Genomic DNA, 24212 nt, shown 5'->3' on the forward strand with positions numbered 1-24212 from the left:
TCTGCGTTTGGTTATAACTCACTATTAGTAATTGAAAATTGACTGGCTGTAACCATAACTTACACTGATAAAAATTTATTTAAACACTAGTGGAGTTTTTATGCCAAAGGCCAGTCTTTTCTCGCGCTTTGCCTGTAACAGCCTTGAATTAAGTAATCGTATTGTAATGGCGCCTATGACACGCCAATTTTCACCCAACGGCATACCAACAGCTGACGTTGCAGCGTATTACAAGCGCCGTGCACAAGGTGGTACGGGCCTAATTATCACTGAAGGCACTACAGTAAACGATGCAGTAGCCACGATGGATGCAAATATTCCCCAGTTTCATGGCAAAGAAGCTCTTGCAGGTTGGGAGAAAGTTGTTGGCGAAGTGCATGCCGCTGGCGGGAAAATTATGCCACAGTTATGGCACGTAGGTATGGCTCGCGTTGCTGAAAAAGCCCCTCATCCAGAATTGCCCAGCGCAGGGCCTTCAGGGCTCTTCAAACCAGGCAAGCAAGGTGCCGAGCCTATGACACAGCAACATATAGAATCAGTTATTGCTGCCTTCGCGCAGGCTGCAGCAGACGCAAAAGCCATTGGTATGGATGGTGTAGAGATACATGGTGCTCATGGTTATCTTATCGACCAATTTTTCTGGGAAGGCACGAACCAGCGTACAGACAGTTGGGGCGGGAATATGGAAAATAGAGGTCGTTTTGCTGTTGAGATTGTTAAGGCAATTCGAAGTGCCACATCGCCTGATTTCCCCATCGTACTGCGTTACTCTCAGTGGAAACAGCAAGACTACACGGCAAGACTTGCATCAACGCCTAAAGAACTTGAAGCATTTTTGCAGCCGCTTAGTGATGCTGGCGTCGATATCTTCCATTGCTCGCAGCGTCGTTACTGGGAAAGTGAATTTGAAGATAGTAATTTAAACCTTGCTGGATGGACTAAGAAACTTACAGGCAAGCCTACAATTACCGTTGGTTCTGTGGGGTTAAACGATGACTTCTTTGGCGCCTTTAAGGGGCAAGATTCAAGCACACGCTCTATTGATGATTTACTTGAGCGACTAGACTCGCAAGAATTTGATCTTGTGGCCGTCGGACGAGCCCTATTACAAGATCCTGAATGGGTAAACAAAATTAAAGACGAACGTACAGATGAACTTCAAACGTATTCAGCAAGTTCACTTGCCACGTTGTCTTAACCCGCTTTTTGCGCCCTTGTTGAAGTTATTAGCAATTAAAATGTTTGAATAAATATTCTGCTGACAATGCTATCGCTCTTAAAATCTCAACTGCAGCGGCATTGTCGGCGTTATTTCAGCAAGCAATTGCATGTTAAGACAATTTTTCACTACTTGTTGTAACGCTCTAAATACGTCTCAAAATTCGCTTTGCTTAACGGCTTGGAAAATAGATCGCCCTGTCCGTAGTCACGCCCCATAGATTTAAGAATAAGTAGCTGCTCTTTGGTCTCAATGCCTTCGGCAACCACCTTGATTCCCAGCTCCTTAGCCATGACAATAATGGCCTCACTCAGCACCTTGTCGTTGCTCACTTCTGTCATCGAATGAACAAAGCTTCTATCTATTTTTAAAATATCGGTGGGAAATTTCTTGAGTTAAGAAATAGAAGAATGGGGTCGTTTAGCTTCATCCTTTATAGTCGCCTTTCACGTTGAAAATCAAAGCTAAAACCAGCAGTGAGTTATAAGTAAATGAATTACCACATTTGGCTAATATTAACGAATGTGAATGCTTTTCCGCTCCTTTTCTCTTGCTATGTAAATTCCAAAAATGGTTAAAGCACATGACATTGTGACTAATAAGGTTAAAGGCTCGTTTAAAAACAGTATACCCATGGCAATAGCGATGACTGGGACTGAAAGCTGCACTAGCGCTGCGGTGGTAGCTCGAATATTGGGAAGACAGTGGTACCACAAAACATAACCACAAGCAGATGCAAACGCACCGGATAATAAGGCATACAAAATGCCTGCAGTATCAATATTAAGGTTAGAGCCTATCGTTCCGGTTTGTATCAACACAATGTTAATTAAAAGCGCAGCAACCGCCAGTAACGTACCGATAACGAAATTCCCGGTAGTAGATATAACGGGGGCGTTACTTTTTTTACCATGTAACGTGTAAAAGCCCCATGCCATTCCTGAAAGTACCATGGTTATTGCGGCGCCAATGGAAGGTGTTGTTGCACTTGGCAGTAAAAGCATTAACACACCAGCGAAGGCCATGATAAAACCAAGAGACTGTCGCAAACTTAAGCGCTCTTTGTTTAGTAAACCAGCGCTTATCATGGTTAATTGCACCGTACCAAAAAGAATAAGCGCACCAGTACCGGTGGATAGTGACACATAGGCAATGGAAAAGCATAACGCATATAGAAATAATGAAATGCCTCCTTTAACACTGGTGGTACTAAAGATGGAACGATACGTAATAGGTGTCTTAGAAACTCGCCTTAGACTGCTCAAGAGTAGAAGCGAGACCGCACCAAAACATAAGCGAAGCGTTGTAAAACTGACTGGATCGATACTTGTTGACGATAGCGCTAGGCGACAAAACAATGAGTTTGCCGCAAATGCTACCATTGCTGTCGCTATCCAAAAATAAAGCGCCATCGCTTGTGTTCCAACCTCAGTTTCGTAATTGATGTACCAGTAACAAAAAGAGGACCTCAAAGGTCCTCTTACTATTTCATTTAAAATGAAAATTTTGTTAACGCGCCAGACTTTTGCAAAGCGCCAAGCTTGATTAAAGCGAGAGCCCTAAACGCTCTGCTACTTCAATATAGGTCTCAACAACAGACCCTAGCCCTTGTCTAAAACGGTCTTTATCCATTTTCTTGCGAGTTTCTTTATCCCATAAACGGCAACCATCAGGGGTAAATTCGTCACCAAGCACAATGTTGCCGTCTTTATCAACGCCAAACTCAAGCTTGTAATCAACTAGCAGCATGCCTGCTTCGTCAAATAGTGCTTTAAGTACTGCATTAACTTTAAACGTCAGCGCTTTCATTTCGGCAATTTGCGCTTCAGTAGCCCAACCAAATGAAAGGATATGGTAATCATTTACCATAGGATCATGAAGCGCATCGTTTTTCAGGAAAAACTCGAAAATAGGCGGATTAAGCTCTTTGCCTTCTTCCACACCAAGCCTGCGAACTAAAGAGCCAGCAGATAGATTTCTCACTACGCACTCAACAGGGATCATGTCGAGTTTTTTAACTAAAGACTCAGTGTCAGAAACAAGCGCTTCAACTTGCGTTGCAATGCCAGCTTCCTCAAGTTTTGTCATAATAAAGTGATTAAACTTATTGTTTACCTCACCCTTGCGCTCTAGCTGCTCAATTTTCTCTCCATCAAACGCAGAAGTGTCGTTTCTGAAGTGAAGGATTAGCTTGTCGCTATCATCAGTGTAATAAACAGTTTTTGCTTTACCACGGTAAAGCTCGTCGCGTTTTTCCATTCTCAGTCTCAGTTATATATCAAGGTTATCTTCTGACATGACCTCAGCAAAGCTACTGTATAGGTCGGAAACCTGATTTGCTTCAAACGGCTTACTTTCGTTGTTCATGAAAGTAATTGACGTGCGTTCAGCACCCGCTCTTGCAACTTTCAAGCGATAGTCCCCTTTTTTCAGTAGTTCTTTATCGCTTGAGAATAAACCGCCCCACCAGCTGTCTTCGCCACCATTATAAGAAACAAACAGCAGGCCGTTCGATTTATCTAAATCTTTAACATCAAAACCAAGTTTTCTTAATACTAACAAGGTACGCGGCCATGCCACATCGTATTGAGCACCCACGATGTACGCGGCATCGCCATCGGCATTGAAGCCCAACTCAGTACTTAAGCCTTGACGAATCTGGGCAATTCTACGTGTTTTTTCTAGTTGAATTTGATATTCATAATGGCCGATAACCTGATTTAACACATCAACTTCTTCGCGACGCTCTTGAAGTTCATCTACCTCGGCAATTACGTCATTGCCAAGCGTCTGCATATAATCTTTTAAATCAACGGTTAATGCTGCACTTCGACCGTGAGGTTTTACATCAAGCTTGAATTCAAAACGGCGGCCAATTTCGCTCTCATCGTCAATAACGCTATACCAAGGCCCTTCAATCTCTTGCGTGATAATCATCCAGTCGGTAATTAGCACTTTATTTTCTGGACTAAAGCTGTCTACGCCAATGCCCTTTTCATCAAGGAAGCTTAGCAGCGAATTCCATATTGCTTGGCTGAGTGGCTGGCTGTCATCAACTTGGTCGAACCAAATTGTCGCTGAGCTCTTGCCCTCTTCCACGTGCGAACCGGTAACTAACGGTAAAACTAATGAGGGTGATCTTACGGGTAGTTGTTTCCCAACTAGGTTAGGATTTGCACCTTTACCTAATTCTGGAAGCGCAAACTCGCGAGACGTTTCTGGTGTATCTAACCCTTCGGGTACTTTTAGTTCTTGTTGTTGCTGAGTTTTAAGATATTCAAAACTACCCGATGCAGCTTTTCTATCTGCTTTGCTTGCACAACCTGCAAGAGCAACCATGGCCACTGAACCTGCTATAGCCAGCGTTCTTTTCATTTCGTTTCCTTCTTAGCCAGAAATCAATGCGTATTTTTTTAGTAGTTCTTCGATACGTTTTTGGCTTGTTAGTTCCGGTAAAACCATCGGTAATCGCATAACCGCGCTTTCCATCATACCCATTTTATACAATGCCCATTTCGGCATTACTGGGTTTGGCTCAATAAATAGCTCACTGTGTAATAGCTCTATGGTGGCATCGATATCACGGCATCTTGTGAAATCTTTGTTCAATGCAGCTTCGCACATTTGTGCAATAGCTTTAGGTGCAATATTGGCCGTAACAGAAATAACCCCATGACCACCTTCACACATAAATTCACAGCTTGAACCATCGTCGCCACTTAGCAGCACAAAGTCTTCAGGAACCAGTGGCTGCGTTTGTTTTAAACGAGCAATATCACCCGTTGCGTCTTTTAAACCAACGATGTTTTTGTGAGTGGCAAGCTCAGCAACCGTTTCTGGGAGCATGTCTGCCACAGTACGTCCGGGTACATTGTATAGAATAACGGGAAGGTCACTGGCGTTAGCAATTGCGTTAAAGTGCGCAACCATGCCAGCTTGTTGAGGCTTATTGTAATAAGGTACAACACTTAGAAAACCGTCTACACCCACTGCGCCAAGCTGTTCAGTAAGGAATATTGCTTCGGCCGTGGAATTTGCGCCACTTCCTGCAATAACTGGGATAGCGCCTGATGCCATTGCAACGGTTTCTCTAACAACGTCTACGTGCTCATCAAAAGGTAGTGTTGCAGATTCGCCAGTAGTACCGACAGAAACTATGCCGTGTGTACCCTGCTCAACATGAAATTTGACAAGTTTCTCTAGAGACTTGTAATCAATATCGCCGTTTTCGAACATCGGCGTGACGAGTGCTACGTAACTACCAGTAAACATAATCTCTCCGCAAAATGTGAGCGCACATGTTAATTATGTATATGGGTAAACACAAGCGATAGCGCCAGTAAAATGATAAGTATTTGACAATAACTTCTCCAATCACTCGAAAAAGGCGCTGACTTCTAAAAAAACTCTGTGCTAACATCCTGCCATTATTAGCTTTGAAGTGAACTAAATGTCTAAACAACAACTGATTGTTACTATTCTCGGCACAGATAAAAGTGGCATTTTAAGCGAAATTGCCACCACGGTCTCTGAAGCCCAATGTAACATCCTAGACAGTAGGCAAGCCATTTACGGTAAAGAGTTCTCGCTTACTATGATTATTGAAGGTACACAAAGTGCTATAACAAAAGCAGAATGTATTCTTCCTTCTGTTTTTCAACGCTTAGACCTGCTGTCTATGATGAAACGTACCAGTCATCACGAGAAACAGAATTTAGAACACCTGTTTAGTGTGGAATTTAGTGGAGAAGATGCCGCAGGTCTTATAAAGGCAGTAACAGGTTTTTTTGCACAACGCCATGCCACGATAAGTGCATTTCGCCAACGCACTTTTAAAGACAAAACTACCGGTAAAGACAGTATGCGATGTAAATTCGTAGTGTCGCTGCCAGCCTCAGATAATTTAGATGCGCTTGAACCTGATCTCATTAGCCTGTTTGACTCGTTAAACGTGACAGGCAAAGTAATAGATAAACAAAAAAAGGATCCAAATGAAAACGCTACAAGCTGGTGATAAAGCACCACAATTCTCATTACAAAACCAAGATGATGAAACCGTATCGTTAGTTGATTTTGCTGGTAAGAAAGTACTTGTGTACTTTTATCCGAAAGCAATGACGCCAGGATGTACTGTTCAAGCCCAAGGGCTTCGCGACGTTAATAATGAGTTAGCAGCCAAGAACGTGGTGGTTTTGGGTATTAGCCCTGATGCAGTGAAGCGCCTGCCAAAGTTTATTGAAAAAGAGAACTTAAATTTTACCCTGCTATCAGATGAAGATCATTCAGTTGCCGACGCTTTCGGCGTTTGGGGTCCGAAAAAGTTTATGGGTAAAGAATACGATGGCATTCATCGCCTAACATTCCTTATTGATGAAGAAGGAAACATAGAGCACGTTTTCAACAAGTTTAAGACCAAAGACCATCACATTGTTGTGTTGGACTATTTAAACAACCAGTAGCACATCACATTCCAGCGCCCCTTGTAAAAACGGGGCGTTTCACCACATGCCCATCACTAACATTTAATTAACATTCAAGCACTTTCTTTTTTACAGAATTTAGCTATATGTTAAGTCAGCGTATCCTTAAAACATCTTAATCATCAGTCTGTTTACTAGCTTCTGGATGCCGCTACAAACATCTACAATACTGTAAATATGAGAAAAGCGAATGAGCACACTTAAATCTCAATTCAAAGCGGCTTGCATTGTAAGCGCTATCATTTCATTAACAGCTTGCCAAAACGATGACGAAGCCATTGGTGGCTCATTAGAAAATCCTCCCCCGCCAACATCTGCAAACTACGAGTTAGTATGGGCCGATGAGTTTGATGGCGATAGCATTGATACTACTCGCTGGGATATACAGGAGGGCGATGGGTCCTCGGAAGGCCTACCTCCGGGATGGGGAAACAATGAATTACAATATTATACGGCTGATAATCTTACCGTAGAAAACGGCGCTTTGGTTATTGAAGCACGCGTTGGCGATTCACCAGATCCAAATTTTGACTTTACATCAGGAAGAATGCGAACCCAAGGTTTATTTGATTTCACCTATGGTCGAATAGAAGCAAGCATTCAAGTACCCGAAGGGCTGGGACTATGGGCAGCTTTTTGGACGCTTGGTAGCGACCCGTCTCCGTTCGGAGAATGGGCTGCACGAGGCGAAATCGATGTGATGGAATCGTTCGGGCAGAGTACACCTTTTATAGCCGGTACGGCACACTTCGGTCAACGATTTCCACTAAATGTTAGCACTAGCAAGACCGTTGACATCGACCCAACTGACGGTTTTCATCAATATGCCGTTGAATGGGACTCTCAACGTATAAGATGGTTCGTTGATGGTACACATTATTTTACCGTTAGCCGCGATACTTACTGGAACTACTACTATAAAAACATCACGGAAGGGTTTGTGAATGGCGCAGACGATGCCCCTTTTAACGAAAACCAACACCTTATTGTTAATTTAGCTGTCGGTGGAAATCCTGCTGGAACACCCAACCCGAACGATGCTGATGTTTTTCCTGCTCAAATGTTAGTTGACTATATTCGCGTCTATCAATGTCCACTGCCACCAACGACGGATGGACTTGGATGTGAAAATAGTATCGATCAAGTCGACCCCTTCATCATCACTCAAGGTGGAGACGGTACACCTCCACCTCAAGAAGTAGCAATAAACACATTTACCTTATACGACGATGCGCCGGGCATACTTTACCAAGGTACAAACAGCGAACGTCCGCTTGGTATTGGTGTGTTTGACAACGATGGTGCGCTAACAGTAGCGCAAGTAGAAGCGTCAGATACGTCTCGTGGTACCGTTATTGAAATAACCACGACTGGTGGCGGCAACATTCAAATAAACGATCCAGAAGGTAATACTTTTGCATTATTTGGTATGGGACGGGCTGATGATGATGCCTTCTTTGGTGGTGAACTCTCTTTTGATGTCTATGTAGAAAGTGCGCAAACGCAGGCTACCGCACTACAAGTAGCCGTTGACAGTGGTTTTCCTGACGTTGGCTTTATCCAAGTGCCATTAGCCGATATAGCACAAGACGAATGGGTATCCGTTTCGTTACCATTAAGTGATGTTATTCAAAGTAACATTGGTGCGTTTGGTGGAGCGCCTCTGAATATCGAAGAAGTGGTTAACCTAATAGTGTTTGAGCCTGTGGGTGGCGCAGCCACCATGCGTTTCGATAATGTTTCTTTATCATGTGGATCACCACAATCTGAGCCGTGTGGCATCGTCCAAATTACCACTGTTCCACAAAATGTATTCATTGACGAAGTAGATCCATTTTGGACATTTGGTATTGGTGCCGTAGACAGTGGCTCTAATTTTGAAACATACACAGATGGAACTAATCCGGATGGCGAGAATAAAATTGAATGGGAAATAGTGACCAGCGAGGATGCTGCACGTGATCAAGTAATCGATATTGTTTTCAACGGAGATGGAGAGTCAGGCGTCTGGTTTATCGCTACCGATCCACAAAACTTAGCGGGCTATAACAATGGTGCCGTGGTTTTTGATTTGTTCGTATCAGATTTTGGTAGTGACACCAACACGATAACCATGCAAATAGACTGCGTGTTCCCCTGCACTAGCGGACCACAAGATTTGGGGCGTCCAGCTGACGGCGAGTGGCAAGAAATTGAAATACCTCTCGCACAGTTAATCAATTCAGGGCTTAATACCACTACGGTAAGCGCGGGATTAGTTATGTCGGTTACCGACGTAAATGCCACAACAGCGTTTACTATCGACAATGTCAGGTGGGAACCGTTCACTGACATAGTTGAAGAAGAAGTACTACCTCTTAATTTCTATGCTGATTTTGAAGGTGTTGACCCAAGTGCCAGTGCGCTTGGCAATAATTGGCTAAGTTTTGGTACTGTATTCACGGCAGATGGAAGCTTTGTGTATAACTACGGTGCGCCATTTGGTACGCCTCTTAATAGTAACAGTTTTGCTAACATAACTGTTGGACAAGGAAGTGCAGCACAAGGTGAGCAACAGCTTGTGCTATTCAACGACTATAACAACCCTGACCATGGTAACGGGCTGTTTATTGAAGCGGCAACATTCCAGCAAGTCACACTTACAACCGACGATGTAGGTATCTACACCTTCAGTTTCGATGCGCGTGTTCCAAACGAAAACGCCATAAGCGACCCTACTATCGCAACGGCTTATGTCCAGACACTTGACCCTAATAACGGCTTTTCAACTACAGCTCGCGTTGAGATTGATTTGTCGATGCTAAACAGCACCGATTGGCAAAACTACGCAATCGATTTCGAAGTTACCGAAGCGATGCAGGGTCAGTTGTTAGAATTTGGCTTCACAAATCGAACAACAAACTTTGCGCCTTCGGCAATTATTGTAGATAACGTTGGTTTCAGCCCTGCCCAAGTGGGTGTGTTTTATGAATCAGACTTTGAATCTGGAAACGCTGCAGGGGCGGAAATTGGCGATGGCTGGTTAAGCTTTGCCGCCGTATTTAATGCTGGCAATTTTGCTTATAGCTATGGACCCTTCCCTGCGCCAAACAATACAGGTGGCTTCACAAGCTACGCCACAGGGGAAGCAGGAGAAGCGCAAGGTGCTCAGTATTTGAACGTATTCAGCGACTACAATAATGGCGATCACGCAAATGGCCTTGTGATAGAAGCTGCGAGTTTTCAGGAAGTGGTATTTAGCGCGTCTGATGCAGGAAACTATGTATTTGCCTTCGATGCTAAGGCCCCCTCTGACGGCGGTATCGCGCCACCTACAACTGCATATGCTTATATTCGCGTACTTGACCCCAATAACGGTTTCGCCTCCAGCTTAGATGTGCGGGTTGATATGAGCTCGGTTAGCAATACGGAATGGGCACGCTTTAGTGTAGAGGCGACACTGGATGAAAGCCTTGACGGCCAAATCCTTCAGTTTGGTTTTTCTAACTCAGCAACGAGTTATAACCCTAGCGGTGTCTTTTACGACAACGTGAATTTCTCCATTGTTGAGTAAGGAGCTTCTAAATGACACGTGTAAACAAAAATAACCATATTCAAAATAAACAGAGATTCATGGCTTCTCGTTTAAACAATAAGCTAGGACGCTATGCATTGTTATCGCTATTAGCTTTCGGTAACGTTTCAGCCTATGGCCAACAGGCGAATGAAGAGACTGAAAAAGATGAGTCAGACGTAGAGCGCATAGTTGTCACCGTTGAACGTCGTTCTCAAGATATTCAAGATTTAGGCGGTACCGCTTTTGCGTTTTCAGGTGAAGAGCTTAAATCGCAAGGTATTCAGGACATTACTGATATCGCTGAGTCAATTCCTGGGCTGGAAATTGGGAACAATCAGGGTAATGTTGAGGTTTGGATCCGTGGTATCGGTAGCTCAAACAACACAGAATTAGGCGACCCAGCAGCAGCTACACACCTTGATGGCGTCTATATACCAAGGCCCTCTGGTATCGGCTCTGCGTTTTTCGATATTTCGCGAGTGGAAGTAAACGTAGGGCCGCAAGGTACGCTTCGCGGTCGTAATGCTACAGCGGGCTCTGTCAATATCATTCCGTGGCGTCCAGCCATTGGTCAGTGGAACGGTAGCGCGGAAATTGAGTTTGGTAATTACAACCATCGTACGGTTACCGGAGCGCTCAACATCCCTGTTAATGATGAACTGGCATTTCGCGTAGCTGGCATAAAGACAGACCATGATTCTTATTACAACGATGTAGGCCCTTTGGACCTTGAATTAGCGGAAGCGGCTGATAACTTGGGCCTTCGTTTTCAAGCATTATACGAACCGAATAAGGATTTAAGTATTTACCTTTCTTATGACTTTGCTCGCGAACAAGGCACAGGTTATACAGGCACAAATTACGCACTGCCGCTGGGTTTAGGCATTGACCCTGATACCATCGATGACCCTCGCGATGTTGTTGGTCGTGGTTTCAGCCCAATACAAGACACCATTCATGACGGGTTTAAAATTGAAATTACCTACGACCTTGGTGATGTAAAACTAGAGTACAACGGAAGTTATCGTGATTTAATTTATGACTATCAGGCCGCTACACCATTGTCGCCTGATTTCCCTGGCGTATTTGATGCCCTTGCGCCATTAGATCAAGCTCTTGATGATTTCTCTCGCTTTCAGTTTTTAACAGACTCTGAGTCGGTGATTCACGAATTGCGTTTACTATCAGACGATGACGCAAGCCGGTTAACCTATACCGCAGGCATCTTTCTTTTTGATGAACGGCAACAGACGTTTCTTGCATCAGCGGGAGATCGCGGAGGTTTCTTCCAAGGTGCAGAATTTAATCAGCCAAATACAGATACCGACTCGTTTTCAATCTATGGTGATGCAACCTATGAGTTCAGTGCCGATACACGCTTAACAATGGGCTTACGTTTTACAAAAGACACTAAAACACGCCAAGGTGTGAACGCCCGATATGCATTTGCACTGGGTGGATTTGACGTAAACACTGGTAACCCTTTCGGTTGTTGTATGGGCGCGCGCGTCGGAACCGAAGGTTTTAAATTCGCAGGTTTCGGTAGGTCTATCTACGACCCTGACCAAGACGGGGACGGAAACGTGTCAGACGATGAGTTTCTTGCCTTCTACTTCGACGGCATTGCCCAGTTTGGTGACAGAGATACGCTTGACGATATCTTCGCCAACGGCATTACACCCGGTGGTTCAGAAAATCGCCCCGAATGTAGCGACAGCGACGTTACCGACAATCTCATTTGTAACCAAGATGGCACTCATTCTTTTGCCGTCCCCATTTCTCCTAATAATTCAATTACTGTTCAAGACGGTCGTATAGACAATGAATTTGTTGATTGGCGTATCCGTTTAGAACACGACCTTAATAACGACCAACTGGTTTATGGTTTAATTGCAACAGGACACAAATCGGGTGGATTCAACGACACCTTTAGCGACCCAACTACAGGGCTCACACTTGCACCAACGTATGATGAAGAAAGCGTAACCTTATTTGAAATAGGCTCTAAAAATGAGTTCGATTTAGGCGAAGTTCCAACTACTTTCAACGTCTCAGCCTTCTATAACGACTATCGAGATCAGGTTTTTACCAACCTGCTCTCAGTTGAGCAAGCACTCGAGTTCAATTCAGGCGCCCCCGTTGACCCATTGGACGCAACGCCTGGTGCATTGGTGGTATCATTTAGCTTCAACGCTGCTGACTCTGCTATTTACGGTATGCAGTTTGATGGTAAGTTCGAGCTACCATACGATATCAACTTCAATTGGACAGCACTTTGGCTAGAAGCTGAAATTGAAAATAGCGACGAAATCCAAGATTCACGCTTTCAAGCCGACGTAGCGCCGGACGAAGCAGTATTCCAGTCGATTGATGGTAACCGCTTGCCGCGAACGCCGCGCTTCCAACTTAACGCGTCTTTAAGTCAAATTTTTGATGTGGGCAGCGGCACACTGGATTACGTTATTTCAACCGGTTGGCGAGATTCTCAATTTTTGACCATCTTTAACAGTATTGACTATCAGAACCCTGATAACCCTCGTAGAAGATTAGACGACTCGGTTGATCCTTACTGGACGGTTGATGCTGGTATGGGCTATACCCATGGAGACGGTGCATTACGCATAGAAGCATTTGCGAATAATCTATTCGATGAAGTCCGCACGGCGGCTACTATCATTACTCAATTTGATAATACTCGCTTCTTCACGCGCCCTAGAACTTTTGGGGTACGCTTACGTTACACCTACTAAAAATAAGTATCGCTACCGACATACGCATACGTTATTAGGCAAGTGTAAAATGACGAGCAAACACCGCAAAAGAATTCTGCTGCGGTGTTTTTTTTAAGCTGTAAATTAAGGAGTTTTAGTGTTTGTTCTTATGATTTCGATTTTACGCAATGTAGCATGGCTCCCAATAGCAATATTACTAATGAGCTTTTTTGGTTTACACGTTTCGTATGCAACTGCGGCTCCTGTTCACGTTGAAATAAAAAAAGATGAAAGCGGCAATTACTCATTAGTGCGTGATGGCAAACCTTATGTAGTAAAAGGTGCAGGTGTAGATGGTGCAGATTTATCTGTTCTTGCTGCGCACGGTGCGAACTCTATTCGCACCTGGTCTATTGACGGTGGCGCAATACCGGCACAGGAGTTGCTCGACAAAGCACATTCACTGGGGTTGACCGTATCGTTAGGCATCGACTTTGCCAGAGAGCGACATGGTTTTGATTATAATGATGATAAAGCCATTGCAGCACAGTTAGAAAAAGTTAAAGCAAATGTACTTAAGTACAAAGACCACCCAGCACTGTTATCTTGGTTTATAGGCAACGAACTGAATTTCGATTTTACCAATCCGAAGGTTTACGATGCGGTGAACGACGCTGCTAAGCTTATCAAATCGATAGACCCCCACCACCCTACCACCACAACTATTGCAGGGTTTGACAAAAAAGCGCTAAAGGCAATTCAACAACGAGCACCAGATCTCGACTTCGTTAGCTTTCAACTATATGCCGATGTTGTAAATTTACCCAAGTACATTAGAAAATTTGGTTACGAAGGGCCCTACATGATTACCGAGTGGGGTGCTGTTGGTCACTGGGAGGTATTTAAAACCAAATGGGGTGCACCGGTTGAAACAACGAGTTCAGAAAAAGCCAGTAATTACGCAAAAAGCTATGTAAAAGCTATTGAGCCTGAAGGTAAACAGCTTATCGGAAACTACGTGTTTCTATGGGGACAGAAGCAAGAGCGAACCAGTACATGGTACGGCATGTTTTTAGACTCTGGCGAGCGCACAGAAGCTATAGACGTTATGCACTATGTATGGCGAGGAAGTTGGCCGGTTAATCGTTCGCCGAGGGTTAGCCCTATTGCGCTTGATGAAAAGGTGGCTTTTGACAATGTCTATTTATTTTCAGGTGACAGCTATGAGGCAACAATTAACGCAGTAGATCCCGACAATAATGAACTGCAATTTCGCTGGGAAGTACGAAAAGAATCCACTGCCACAGAAGTTGGAGGCGACCAAGAGGCGATTCCGCCTGTAGTAGAGGGATTAATTAAAAATGCGGGAAAACAAACGATTACACTTACCGCGCCGCAGGACGCTGGCGCTTATCGACTGTATGCCTATGTGTACGATGGAAAAGGGAACGCCGCACATGCCAACTTCCCTTTTTTTGTGAAATAGACCTGTAGGTCTTTGTTAAATAGCGCCACGAGTGCTCAATTAACGTTGCAACGTTTCAACATTTCAACGATTAGACTGAGCGTGTTGAGTTGCAGATGAACCGGTTTTATAACGTTTCATCTGCAGCATATGATTGTAGGTTTTATTAATTACGCGCTCTCTTCGGGCGCAGGTAACGGGTTAGAAGACCATGCGGTTATAACGGCCTTTACCAAGGTTGCAAGCGGAATTGCAAAGAACACGCCCCAAAAGCCCCACAGGCCGCCAAAAACCAATACTGCGATTATGATGTAAAGCGGATGCAAACTAACTGCTTCTGAAAACAATAATGGCACTAACAGGTTTCCGTCTAACGCCTGAATGATGCCGTAAGCTATCATTAGATACCAAAACTCTGGCGTTATTCCCCATTGGAACATGGCAACTACGGCCACAGGAATAGTGACCACAGCAGCACCAATGTAAGGAATAAGCACTGAAAACCCTACTAACACGCCAAGTAAAATGGCGTATCGTAAATCCATCAATACAAACGTTACGCAGCTTACGGCACCAACAATAACTATTTCGATGACCTTTCCACGTATGTAGTTAGCAATTTGGGAATTCATTTCATGCCCTACCTGCGTAATAAGACGTCGCTCTTTCGGTAAAAGGCGCGATATGCTGTCTAAGAAAAACAGCTTGTCTTTGAGCATGAAAAACACCATAAGGGGAACCAAAATAACGTAAACTAGCAGCGCCGCCACGTTAGCAATATTGCTAAAAGAGGCAGATATAAGCGTTTCGCCCACTTCTACTAGCTTGTCGTTAAGGCCTTCCATCATTTGGTGTATTTGGTATACCTGAACGTAGTCAGGGTACTTGTCTGGCAGCGTTAAAATCCATTCTTGTGCTTTCTGCCAAATAAGCGGCGTCTCTTGAATTAAATTAACGCTTTGCTTCGAAACAATGGGAACCAAGCCAATTAAGGTTAAAATAGTAACGGTAATAAAGCCTAGCAATACCACGCCACATGAAAGTGTGCGACTTACCCCGACGTTTACCAACCTAGTAACTGGCCAATCCAGTAGATAAGCGATAACCGCGGCAACTAATACCGGCATAATAAGCTCGCCCCACAGCAGTAGTACTGCAGTGGAAAGCAGAATAAGGATAAGCAGCATTGCTGCATCAGGATCGGAAAATTTGCGTCGGTACCAACGACCAAAAACGCTAATCATAAAAACGTCCAGAAATTACAAAGAATAGGACACGCATCATAGTTGATTGCCCTAGTGGTTAGCAACATGCAGTGTGTAAGATTCTATTAAAATCAAACTGGTATGATGTTTTGAACGTAAACTAACTTCAAACGCTAAATACGATAAACTCGCTTGGTAGTACGACAATTCGATAGTGCCTCGCTGGTATAAGCGTTACATGTGGTGCATTATGCTGTAGATCGTTTGGAAAAAATTGAAACTGTTTAGTAACTTAATGCTCTAAGTAGTAAGAAAGTTAACAATATAAGTAAATAGTAGGTACATGATAAAAACGCTTTCTGCATCTCTAGCCGCCTTTTCCTTTGCGCTCACAATGAGCTTGGCTGCCGTCGCACAAGATGCCAATTACAGCAATAAAAATGCGTTACCCGAAATAGGTGTGGTGGCGTCTGATGCCATATCCCTTGATAAAGAAATGATTGTTGGTGATGCTGTCATGCGCCAAATGCGCGGACAGAGCCCTGTTATTTCAGATCCTGTACTCGATGAATACCTACAAGATCTAGGTAATCGTTTGGTGCTACATGCCGACAATGCAAAGTTCCCTTTCGAATTTTTCTGGGTAAACAATGATGCCATTAACGCATTTGCGTTTTTCGGCGGTCACATCGGTGTACATACGGGCCTAATGCGCCGCGCCAATAATGAAAGTGAATTGGCTTCGGTGCTTGCTCACGAAGTATCACACGTAACCCAACGTCACATCGCAAGACGTATGCAGGCGCAGCAACGTTCATCGCCTCTAGCACTGGCATCGTTAATTGGCGGTATTTTAATTGCTATGGCAAACCCAGAAGCGGGTATCGCAGCTATGCAAGCGGGAAGCGCTGCTAATGCGCAAATGCAGATAGACTATACTCGCTCTAACGAACAAGAGGCAGATCGTATTGGTATTGCCATGTTAGCACGTGCAGGTTTCGACCCTGCTGGTGCAGCTAGCTTCTTTTCAACAATGGCTGAAGAATACCGCATGGTGTCAAAGCCTCCTGCAAGGCTGTTAACTCACCCTTTAACTGAGACCCGTATTGCCGATGCGCGAAGTCGAGCTGCTGATTACCCAAGGAGGTTTCTTCCTATTAATAAGCAGTTTGAACTTGCAAAGGCGCGTATTAAAGCGCGCTATTCCTTTGAGGACGATTACGCCGTGGAATATTTCAAAGCATCCGTAGACCAAAGCGTACAGCGGAGTAAAGAAGCATCGATGTACGGTTTAGCGTTGGCGTACATGCGTGTAGATGAAATTGAAAAAGCAAAAGCGATAATGGACAAATTGTTGGCAAGCGACAAAAGCAACTTGTTTTATTTAGACGCCATGACCGACATTTATATTTCAATGGGCCAGCCACTTAATGCGGTGAAAATGCTGTCGCCTCATATCGAACACAATCCACGCAACCAAGTATTAGCACTTAATCACGCCAACGCGTTAATCAGTGCGCAAAAATATGACGATGCCATTTCGTTATTGAAAGACTTCTTGTTGGTTAAGAAAGACTATCAAATTGCGCATCAACTTATGAGTGAGGCTTACCAAAAAGCAAAGCGTTTTTCTCAGATGCATCAAAGTAAGGCTGAAGTTTATGCACTCTACGGTGCTTACAATCGTGCTGTTGATGAACTTCAATATGCTTATAATTTTGCAGGTGACGACCACCTTCAGAAGCAGCGAATTCGAGCGCGAATAAAGCAGTTTAGAGATCAAGAAGAGCGACTAGAAAGGTTGTAGCGTCAGAACTATAAATAAGAAGGTCGAAGTGAAAGAAAACCGACCTCGCTTCGCTAAAGCAGCAAGTACTTTTAAAATTAATCGAGCTAAAAAACGCCAGTATTAGCTGGCGTTTTTTAATTTAGCTAAACGTTCTTTTAGCATACCTGCAGAGACCTCACCTAAAACAGTATCTACCACCTTCCCTGATGGCCCAATAATAAACGTTGCGGGTAAATAAGGCGGCTTTTCCATCGGTAGCTGTGTATTAGGTTCAGATACAATCAATGGTAACTCGATGGAAAAACGCGTTTTCATTTCCTGCATTTGTTCAAGGGTTTGTGCATCGTAATTAATCGCAAACAAATGGGTGTTAGCAGGCAATTGTTGGCTTAAGGCATTAAGTTCCGGCATCTCTCGTAAACACGGCGCACACCATGGCGCAAAGTAATTAACAATAACCCAACTATCGTCAAGGTCGGCCCAGCGGTATGTTGAATTGTCTAACGTTTTAAAATCGTACTGCGTACTTTGGTAGGCAAAAAAACCAGCAGCCGCTGAAACGACGAGAAGTAGAGCAACACTTATTCCCTTAACAAACGTGTTCATGATTTTTGGTCTCACTTTTTATATTGTTCTGACTATAGCTTTATTGTGCTTTGATTCTTTTTTATCGTTTTAACAACGATACTGCCAGATAGATACACAGTTTCACAGCCGTTTTAACCTCAAGTGTTTTAGGAAAAATTAACATTGTATTTTTCTATCAGAAAATAAGCTAATAACACGGTATACTGTTTTCAAATCAAAGCCAAACCACCGTTTTTGCCTTAAAAATTGTGCGTAAAGTAAAAGAATTACAAAACGAGAAAGCGATATGACAACCATCACTATTCTACACAACCCACGTTGCTCAAAAAGCCGTCAAACCTTAGCCTTACTTGAAGAGAACGGCGTTAAACCAGACGTTGTAGAGTACCTTAAAACACCATTGGCCAAGCACGAGCTTCAGGATTTGTTTAAAAAACTTAACCTTGAAACGGTTCGTGACATGATGCGTATAAAAGAAGCGGAATATAGAGAAGCCAATTTAGGTGATAAAGACGTGACTAACGATATGCTGTTCGAGGCAATGGTAGAAACACCAAAGCTAATTGAACGCCCAGTTGTGATTAATGGAAGCAAAGCCAAGATTGGCCGCCCACCAGAAGCCGTATTGGACATTATTTAGTGAAACCTGTTCTTATTGTTTATTACAGCCGCAACGGCAGTACCAAGCGACTGGCCGATGCCATAGCACAAGGCGTTACATCAGAAGGTGTACCCGTCATTGTGCGCACTGTTCCTGCAATTTCATCAAACATAAATGAAGACACAAACGAAGAGCTCACTACACAAGCGCAGCCAAGCTCAAATGATGCACCTTTTGTAACACCTAAAGAGTTGGCAGATTGCTGCGCTTTGGCTTTAGGAAGCCCAACGCGTTTTGGAAACATGGCCGCGCCTGTAAAACATTTCTTAGACAGCACCAGCAATTTATGGCTTAAAGGCGCGTTAATAGACAAGCCTGCGTGTGTTTTTACGTCTTCGTCATCGATGCACGGCGGACAGGAATCGACGTTGCTTTCAATGATGCTACCGCTTATTCATCACGGCATGGTGTTTTGTGGTCTTCCCTACAGTGAACCTGAGTTACACAGTACTACAACGGGTGGAAGCCCGTATGGCGTTACCCATGTAGCACACCACAATATGACTACGCCTAACCAATTAAGCGATGACGAAAAAGCACTGTGTTTTGCCCAGGGCAAGCGCCTAGCAACACTTGCTAAAAAACTATCTTCAACCTCTTCCTAGGAGTTCTATTATGGCGTCTGATACGCGTTTTTTTCGTTATCTAGCACTTGCTAGCCACACTCTACTTATTGTTTGGGTCACATTGTGGCAATTCACATTTACTAAAGACCATACTTATTCGGTAACTTTCATTGCATTGTTTTACGTGTTACCACTATTGTTACCGTATTGGGGCGTACTGAAAGGTAAACCTTATACCCATGCGTGGGCTAATTTTGTGGTGTTGTTTTACTTAATTCATGGTTGTACAGTGGTCTACGCTGTTCCAAACGAACGTTGGTACGCCGTTGTCGAAATACTGCTGTGCACCGGCATGTTCGTTGGTTGTAGCGCCTTCGCGCGTAAACGCGGACGTGAATTAGGCCTAGGCCTTAAAAAGCTCAAGGAAGAGATGAAAGAAGAGAAGGCTCTTTTTGAGGGTACAAATAACTCTGAGGGATAATTATGAAGTACTGGCTATTACCTGTTTCTGTTTGTTTAGTGGCTGCTTGCGGCGGTTCTGGTTCTGATTCTGAAATTCCGGCAACACCGCCAGATCCTACTATTCCCGCAGGACTTACTATTTCAGGTAACACCAGTGCACAAGTAGGCGACACCGTAGACTTCGCTGTCGCTGCCCCTCGTGGTCGAACTATTACGGCTATTAATTGGCAAGTTACGGGGGTAAATCAACAGCCTTTGGGTGCGCATACTCAAGCCATAGGCTTTGATGTAACGGCCTCTGGTAATGCTACTATTGAAGTTCAAGCAACATTTGATAACGGCGAAACACTGTCAGACTCTCTCTCCCTTGCCATCTCAGAAAATTCTAGCCCTGTAGCTACCGTGCGCCTAGGGCACGAAGCCGCTGAAGGAGGCAGAGTTTCACTGCGTGTAGATACCGCTTATGCAGAAGGGCTTGAAATAAGTGACATTGACTGGCAACAAGTGGGTGGACCCAACGTAAGTAGTTTCGAATACAATGACGGTGACTATTCAAATAGCGTGTTTTTCCAAGCACCTCTTGTTAACGCAGACAGCATTATTACAATGCAAGCTACTGTTCGTTTTTCTAACGGAGAGTCTGCAGTTGATACTGCACAAGTTGTTGTAAAAGACGTTGCAATAGACGAAGGCGGTTTTTTCGTCGATAACGACTCTGCTATACCGGAAACGGTAACCACACACATGCAGCCATATAATCCTAACAGCCCCTATGCGTCGGCATTGAGTAATTGTGTGTATAACAATGTGGTTGAAGATAGCTGTCAGTTTTCTACTTTGCCATTAATTGGTCAGGTAACTGAAAACCCTACTGTACAGGATGTCTTAGATAGAACATACGTTTCGCATCCTTGGATGGGTGACGCTTTCAAACATTTTTTGGAAACCTCGGCAACGCAAGACGATATGCTAAAGCTGCTAAGAGCAACTACTGCTGTGGTCATTTCTTATGACATACGCCCTTCATTCTATTGGGTTGCAACCGGCGCAATCTATCTTGACGCAGGTAGTTTGTGGCGCACACCTGAAGAGCGCGATACATTGAATACTCGCCCAGACTATCGAAGTGGTTTTGGCAACGACTTAAACTTTTCCACGTCATGGCGCTATGTTAAAAACGGTGAGTATTACTACCCTGTTATTACAACGGGCAATGCGAGCGAAAGGCTGTCTAGAACTGACAGTGAACTTGAGGCATCGCTAGGCTATCTGCTTTATCATGAACTGGCCCATGCTAATGACTTTTTTGATCACACCGAATGGGGTGAGTTGGCGATGAGTGAAAGCCCTTTATCGTCTTACAATGACTCAAATCCACTGAGTACAGGCCTTGATAATGCAATGCCGCTTACGTCGTCTGAATTACATGCATTGGCCGATGTTAGATATAGTGGCGAGCAGTCTTCGGCAACACAGCGCAGTTACACAGCTTCACAAGTAGCTAACTGGTTTGAGGAAGACGGTGCAGTAACTTTTTATGCCTATTCAACTGAACGTGAAGATCTAGCAACGTTGTTTGAACGATTCATGATGCTTTACCGTTTAGGCGCAAGTGCCGATGTGGGGGTATTCTCAAGAGAAAATATCGATGACGGAAGCTTTGTTATTACTTGGGGACAGCGCGACCGAATAAACGATAGCAACCTAACCATGCGCTTAGAATACGTAGCCAGCAGAATTTTACCGAATTTGAATGTGCCGGCTATTCAAGCGCAGCTTCCAGAACCTGTCGAGTTACCGGCTGGCGTTAACTGGAGAGAACTAGCAGGCTTTAATGCCCAGAGCGGTTCTGATATTCAAATACCTCTACAGGCGCCCTCTTCTAATGCTATTGGCGTAATGACAATGGAAGATGAGCTTAGACAAGTTCAAGGTTTACGTCACTAATTTGTGGGGTTAGGCATAAGCTTAACCCACGGTCTCAGCTTAACCCGAGTTCTCGCTTAACCATTGCTACTGATAAACGTTTTTGTTCTTGTAACGAGCGCGTGTCTAGCCTTGCTAGCAGTGACATAAGGCTTTTTAAGTCTCGCTCGCTGTGATGAAACAAAAACTGTAGCGCTTGGTTTGACAACGTTAGGCCCCGTTCCTGAGCTCGCAGACTCACCGCCTCCTCTCTGCCTGCATCATCTAATTGATTAACATGATAAATCACCCCCCACGCAAGCCTAGAACGCAAGTCGGGAAGCACAAAAGCAGGGTTAGATGGCCCCAAATGACTGGTGCACAGCACTAATGCTCGTTGCGTTTCAATAACGCGATTAAGCAGGTCGAACAAGGCCTCTTCCCATTGCGGTTCGCCCGCAATAGCGTGCACGTTATCCAATGCAATGACTGACAGCTCTTCAAGCCCTTCGAAAATATCTAACGACCAGGCTTTGTAATCGTTTAAGTTCAGATATAGGTGGCTAACGCCCTTCTCGGCTAACTGGTGACACGTAGCAAACAACAAATGGCTTTTACCCGTGGCAGTGCTACCTAGTAGTGTTACCAATGGCAGTTTTAATGAAGCAAGCTGCCCAAGCGTTTTTGTATCACGCCAGTTGGGCAACGCCTGAACTACCGAATTAAGCACGGCTACCACCTCTTCGTTGCCTGTGGCAACAAAGCTGTCAAAGTTCTCATCAACGGGTAGCGTAACCGGCAAAGGTAGCTGCATTAGATTTTATTGGCTCCAGTAAAAATTTAAGGCTTCCACTTTTTGACCATAGGCATCGGTTACCTGCTTCATTGCAGACTCGAGACGCAATGCGTTCAAAAAGTCATCAACTGTACCTAAAAGTGTTACCGAAAATGTGGCAACAGTACCTTGCTGCTGAGTTAGCGTTGCACTTTCAACTACGCTTAAATTGTTAAGGTATTTATTTGCCTTAGCATAGCTATTAATGGTGCCAACATTGGCTACGGAAATACTAATAACTTCTCGGTCAGCGGCTTCAATTCCCACCACAGCGTATAGCGATGAAAGGTAATTTGAATAGGCATCTACTAATTCAGCGGCAAGCGCTTCAGGCGAGTCACCATATATACTGCCATAGCTAACGTTACTTTTTCCTATAAACACCCAGTCAAGTGCATAGTCTCCCTCATCTGCACGTTTCGCATGCGCTTCGAATTCATCCATGGTAAAAGGCGCTGTAGCAGTTTCAACTTCATTGCTCTCAACATCATTTATCTCGTCAATTGATCCCGTCTCGTCTATACCACTTGTGTCGCCCATTACGTTTACTGACGTAACATCGTTCTCAGCGTTGACCTCTTTCTCTACATTAGCGTTATCAGAAAGTGCGCCAAACGCGCTCTCTTGATTTTTATCAGCAGCGATATTCGCATCGGCGATACCTGTTTCTTGGTTACCCATAGCATCTTCAAGCGTTTCTATGGTGCCAGACGGCACAGGGTTTTCTGGTAACTCTGGAATGGCACTGGCATCGTTCTTATAAATACGAGCACCAATAATATTGTCGGTAGCGTAGCGAGAAGATGCCAACTTGAGCGGCTCAACAAAACGCCCCCACACATCAAACGAGGTAATATTTACGCTGTCTGTCAAATCCATTAGCGGCAAGCTAAGTGGAACACCACGCTCTTTTGCCGTTGCTTGCAACGTGTCTTTCAGTACACTGGGAGACGTTTCATCTAGAATTGTGCGCGATGCATTGCCCTGCTCTTCGGCAATCCAAACCAAAGTTTCAGGACGCACAGCCCCCCAAAGCGGCAGCATTTCTCGCTGCAGTAAACTTGAAAGCTTTGCTTGATCGAAGTCTGCTATATAAAACGTCTTACTGTCTTCAAAACCAAAGCGATAAGAACGTAAATAAGATTGCGGAGAAGAAAGCGCAGCGCGAACACCGGGGTTTGTTAGTACGTCAGCGCTACCAGATAGCTTTACGATAACTTGTCGAAGTGCCTGCTTAAGCGCGCTCTGTTGAGTACGCTGGCTTTGGTCTTCCACCTGAATTTGTGCTTCATTAACAATGATACGCTGCGTAGCACTTACCAATGGCGCATAAATAACCGATGCACACATAACGCTAGCGATAACGGCTTTAATAAGCCTAATACGTTTATATAAAGATGCCGTATTGTTTAAGTAGCGATGTTCTTTTTTCGTTGCCTTAATCATTGCTTTAATTATTGCCTTTTGGCTTGCCTTTGTAAGTGACGACCTTGTAACACTCGATGTTCCATTACTACTGAATATCAAATCCTTACTCTCTCTTGCTGTAAAGGCAAAAACCTTATGGATAAGCGTACGTTGCAATTATGATTTTTTACTATTCTCTTTTATATTGACCCGAATTTCACCCATAAATTGCAAAAGATTAGCACACTAGCCTTATCACATTTCTAAACAGCACTGCGCGCTTATTGGTGTGGTATTAAGCCAAAAAGCAAAATAGCGCTGCAAAAAACCGAACAAAAAAACCGCGACAAATTGGACTTGTGG

Annotated in this window: 19 protein-coding genes and 1 pseudogene; 11 read left to right on the top strand and 9 right to left on the bottom strand. The window is 44.1% G+C overall.

Translation table 11 applies throughout. The annotated features are described in order from the left end of the window. Window positions 1–100: 100 nt before the first annotated feature. Window positions 101–1198: an NADH:flavin oxidoreductase gene (locus tag V7R35_RS15875; protein ID WP_334015910.1), complete on the top strand. Its 1098-nt coding sequence runs from the start codon at window positions 101–103 to the stop codon at window positions 1196–1198. A gap of 149 nt (window positions 1199–1347) precedes the next feature. On the opposite strand, the pseudogene V7R35_RS15880 reads toward V7R35_RS15875, so the two are convergent. From V7R35_RS15880 to dapA, 5 genes and pseudogenes are all read right to left on the bottom strand, one after another. Then, window positions 1348–1614, bottom strand: a pseudogene (locus V7R35_RS15880) (EAL domain-containing protein); the annotation flags it as partial. Window positions 1615–1734: 120 nt separating this feature from the next. Continuing rightward, complete coding sequence (locus V7R35_RS15885; RefSeq protein WP_334015911.1) at window positions 1735–2631, bottom strand: DMT family transporter; 897 nt, start codon at window positions 2629–2631, stop codon at window positions 1735–1737. A 133-nt stretch (window positions 2632–2764) separates the two neighbouring features. Then, window positions 2765–3478, bottom strand: coding sequence for a phosphoribosylaminoimidazolesuccinocarboxamide synthase (gene purC, locus V7R35_RS15890; RefSeq protein ID WP_334015912.1), 714 nt, complete (start codon window positions 3476–3478; stop codon window positions 2765–2767). A gap of 12 nt (window positions 3479–3490) precedes the next feature. Next, the gene (gene bamC / locus V7R35_RS15895) at window positions 3491–4594 is read right to left on the bottom strand and encodes an outer membrane protein assembly factor BamC (protein WP_334015913.1); all 1104 of its coding nucleotides are present in this window, start codon (window positions 4592–4594) and stop codon (window positions 3491–3493) included. A gap of 12 nt (window positions 4595–4606) precedes the next feature. After that, window positions 4607–5491 carry a 4-hydroxy-tetrahydrodipicolinate synthase gene (gene dapA, locus V7R35_RS15900; RefSeq protein ID WP_334015914.1) on the bottom strand — a complete coding sequence of 295 codons (885 nt, stop codon included), beginning with the start codon at window positions 5489–5491 and terminating at the stop codon, window positions 4607–4609. A 178-nt stretch (window positions 5492–5669) separates the two neighbouring features. On the opposite strand from dapA, the gene V7R35_RS15905 reads away from it, so the two are divergent. From V7R35_RS15905 to V7R35_RS15925, 5 genes are all read left to right on the top strand, one after another. Next, the gene (locus V7R35_RS15905; RefSeq protein WP_334015915.1) at window positions 5670–6233 is read left to right on the top strand and encodes a glycine cleavage system protein R; all 564 of its coding nucleotides are present in this window, start codon (window positions 5670–5672) and stop codon (window positions 6231–6233) included. Beyond that, window positions 6211–6678: a thioredoxin-dependent thiol peroxidase gene (gene bcp, locus V7R35_RS15910; RefSeq protein WP_334015916.1), complete on the top strand. Its 468-nt coding sequence runs from the start codon at window positions 6211–6213 to the stop codon at window positions 6676–6678. The genes V7R35_RS15905 and bcp overlap by 23 nt, the downstream gene beginning before the upstream one ends. 211 nt (window positions 6679–6889) lie before the next feature. After that, a complete protein-coding gene (locus tag V7R35_RS15915) occupies window positions 6890–10252 on the top strand; it encodes a family 16 glycosylhydrolase (protein WP_334015917.1) in 3363 nt (1120 codons plus the stop codon). An 11-nt stretch (window positions 10253–10263) separates the two neighbouring features. Next, window positions 10264–13005 (top strand): TonB-dependent receptor, encoded by a 2742-nt coding sequence (locus V7R35_RS15920; RefSeq protein WP_334015918.1) that lies wholly within the window; start codon window positions 10264–10266, stop codon window positions 13003–13005. 181 nt (window positions 13006–13186) lie between these two features. Next, window positions 13187–14452, top strand: a complete 1266-nt coding sequence (locus V7R35_RS15925) for a glycoside hydrolase family 2 TIM barrel-domain containing protein (protein ID WP_334015919.1) — start codon at window positions 13187–13189, stop codon at window positions 14450–14452. Window positions 14453–14601: 149 nt separating this feature from the next. Here V7R35_RS15925 and V7R35_RS15930 read toward each other — a convergent pair whose 3' ends face one another. Next, window positions 14602–15675 carry an AI-2E family transporter gene (locus V7R35_RS15930; RefSeq protein WP_334015920.1) on the bottom strand — a complete coding sequence of 358 codons (1074 nt, stop codon included), beginning with the start codon at window positions 15673–15675 and terminating at the stop codon, window positions 14602–14604. A gap of 304 nt (window positions 15676–15979) precedes the next feature. On the opposite strand from V7R35_RS15930, the gene V7R35_RS15935 reads away from it, so the two are divergent. Beyond that, entirely contained in the window at window positions 15980–17443 is a 1464-nt protein-coding gene (locus tag V7R35_RS15935) for a beta-barrel assembly-enhancing protease (RefSeq protein ID WP_334015921.1), read from the top strand. Window positions 17444–17545: 102 nt separating this feature from the next. On the opposite strand, the gene V7R35_RS15940 is transcribed toward V7R35_RS15935, so the two are convergent. Then, window positions 17546–18031 carry a TlpA family protein disulfide reductase gene (locus V7R35_RS15940; protein WP_334015922.1) on the bottom strand — a complete coding sequence of 162 codons (486 nt, stop codon included), beginning with the start codon at window positions 18029–18031 and terminating at the stop codon, window positions 17546–17548. A gap of 268 nt (window positions 18032–18299) precedes the next feature. Here V7R35_RS15940 and arsC point away from each other — a divergent pair, with 268 nt between their 5' ends. From arsC to V7R35_RS15960, 4 genes are read left to right on the top strand one after another with little or no spacing between them, the layout of a single operon-like run. After that, window positions 18300–18653, top strand: coding sequence for an arsenate reductase (glutaredoxin) (arsC, locus tag V7R35_RS15945; protein WP_334015923.1), 354 nt, complete (start codon window positions 18300–18302; stop codon window positions 18651–18653). Then, window positions 18653–19279 (top strand): NAD(P)H:quinone oxidoreductase, encoded by a 627-nt coding sequence (wrbA, locus tag V7R35_RS15950; protein ID WP_334015924.1) that lies wholly within the window; start codon window positions 18653–18655, stop codon window positions 19277–19279. The genes arsC and wrbA overlap by 1 nt, the downstream gene beginning before the upstream one ends. A 10-nt stretch (window positions 19280–19289) precedes the next feature. Next, window positions 19290–19721, top strand: coding sequence for a DUF2069 domain-containing protein (locus tag V7R35_RS15955; protein ID WP_334015925.1), 432 nt, complete (start codon window positions 19290–19292; stop codon window positions 19719–19721). A 2-nt stretch (window positions 19722–19723) separates the two neighbouring features. Then, window positions 19724–21649 (top strand): hypothetical protein, encoded by a 1926-nt coding sequence (locus V7R35_RS15960; protein WP_334015926.1) that lies wholly within the window; start codon window positions 19724–19726, stop codon window positions 21647–21649. A 34-nt stretch (window positions 21650–21683) separates the two neighbouring features. On the opposite strand, the gene hda is transcribed toward V7R35_RS15960, so the two are convergent. Together hda and V7R35_RS15970 are read right to left on the bottom strand one after the other, a co-directional pair. Beyond that, window positions 21684–22421 (bottom strand): DnaA regulatory inactivator Hda, encoded by a 738-nt coding sequence (gene hda / locus V7R35_RS15965; RefSeq protein ID WP_334015928.1) that lies wholly within the window; start codon window positions 22419–22421, stop codon window positions 21684–21686. A 6-nt stretch (window positions 22422–22427) separates the two neighbouring features. Then, a complete protein-coding gene (locus V7R35_RS15970) occupies window positions 22428–23888 on the bottom strand; it encodes a DUF2066 domain-containing protein (RefSeq protein ID WP_334015929.1) in 1461 nt (486 codons plus the stop codon). Between the last annotated feature and the right edge of the window lie 324 nt (window positions 23889–24212).

This window comes from Alteromonas sp. S167 (genome assembly GCF_036864375.1).
Taxonomy (GTDB): Bacteria; Pseudomonadota; Gammaproteobacteria; order Enterobacterales; family Alteromonadaceae; genus Alteromonas.

Bases quoted from the DNA above. Each gene is read 5' to 3' on its own strand.
- V7R35_RS15875 (WP_334015910.1), top strand. From the start codon at position 101: ATGCCAAAGGCCAGTCTTTTCTCGCGCTTTGCCTGTAACAGCCTTGAA.
- V7R35_RS15885 (WP_334015911.1), bottom strand. From the start codon at position 2,631: ATGGCGCTTTATTTTTGGATAGCGACAGCAATGGTAGCATTTGCGGCA.
- purC (WP_334015912.1), bottom strand. From the start codon at position 3,478: ATGGAAAAACGCGACGAGCTTTACCGTGGTAAAGCAAAAACTGTTTAT.
- bamC (WP_334015913.1), bottom strand. From the start codon at position 4,594: ATGAAAAGAACGCTGGCTATAGCAGGTTCAGTGGCCATGGTTGCTCTT.
- dapA (WP_334015914.1), bottom strand. From the start codon at position 5,491: ATGTTTACTGGTAGTTACGTAGCACTCGTCACGCCGATGTTCGAAAAC.
- V7R35_RS15905 (WP_334015915.1), top strand. From the start codon at position 5,670: ATGTCTAAACAACAACTGATTGTTACTATTCTCGGCACAGATAAAAGT.
- bcp (WP_334015916.1), top strand. From the start codon at position 6,211: ATGAAAACGCTACAAGCTGGTGATAAAGCACCACAATTCTCATTACAA.
- V7R35_RS15915 (WP_334015917.1), top strand. From the start codon at position 6,890: ATGAGCACACTTAAATCTCAATTCAAAGCGGCTTGCATTGTAAGCGCT.
- V7R35_RS15920 (WP_334015918.1), top strand. From the start codon at position 10,264: ATGACACGTGTAAACAAAAATAACCATATTCAAAATAAACAGAGATTC.
- V7R35_RS15925 (WP_334015919.1), top strand. From the start codon at position 13,187: ATGAGCTTTTTTGGTTTACACGTTTCGTATGCAACTGCGGCTCCTGTT.
- V7R35_RS15930 (WP_334015920.1), bottom strand. From the start codon at position 15,675: ATGATTAGCGTTTTTGGTCGTTGGTACCGACGCAAATTTTCCGATCCT.
- V7R35_RS15935 (WP_334015921.1), top strand. From the start codon at position 15,980: ATGATAAAAACGCTTTCTGCATCTCTAGCCGCCTTTTCCTTTGCGCTC.
- V7R35_RS15940 (WP_334015922.1), bottom strand. From the start codon at position 18,031: ATGAACACGTTTGTTAAGGGAATAAGTGTTGCTCTACTTCTCGTCGTT.
- arsC (WP_334015923.1), top strand. From the start codon at position 18,300: ATGACAACCATCACTATTCTACACAACCCACGTTGCTCAAAAAGCCGT.
- V7R35_RS15955 (WP_334015925.1), top strand. From the start codon at position 19,290: ATGGCGTCTGATACGCGTTTTTTTCGTTATCTAGCACTTGCTAGCCAC.
- V7R35_RS15960 (WP_334015926.1), top strand. From the start codon at position 19,724: ATGAAGTACTGGCTATTACCTGTTTCTGTTTGTTTAGTGGCTGCTTGC.
- hda (WP_334015928.1), bottom strand. From the start codon at position 22,421: ATGCAGCTACCTTTGCCGGTTACGCTACCCGTTGATGAGAACTTTGAC.
- V7R35_RS15970 (WP_334015929.1), bottom strand. From the start codon at position 23,888: ATGATTAAGGCAACGAAAAAAGAACATCGCTACTTAAACAATACGGCA.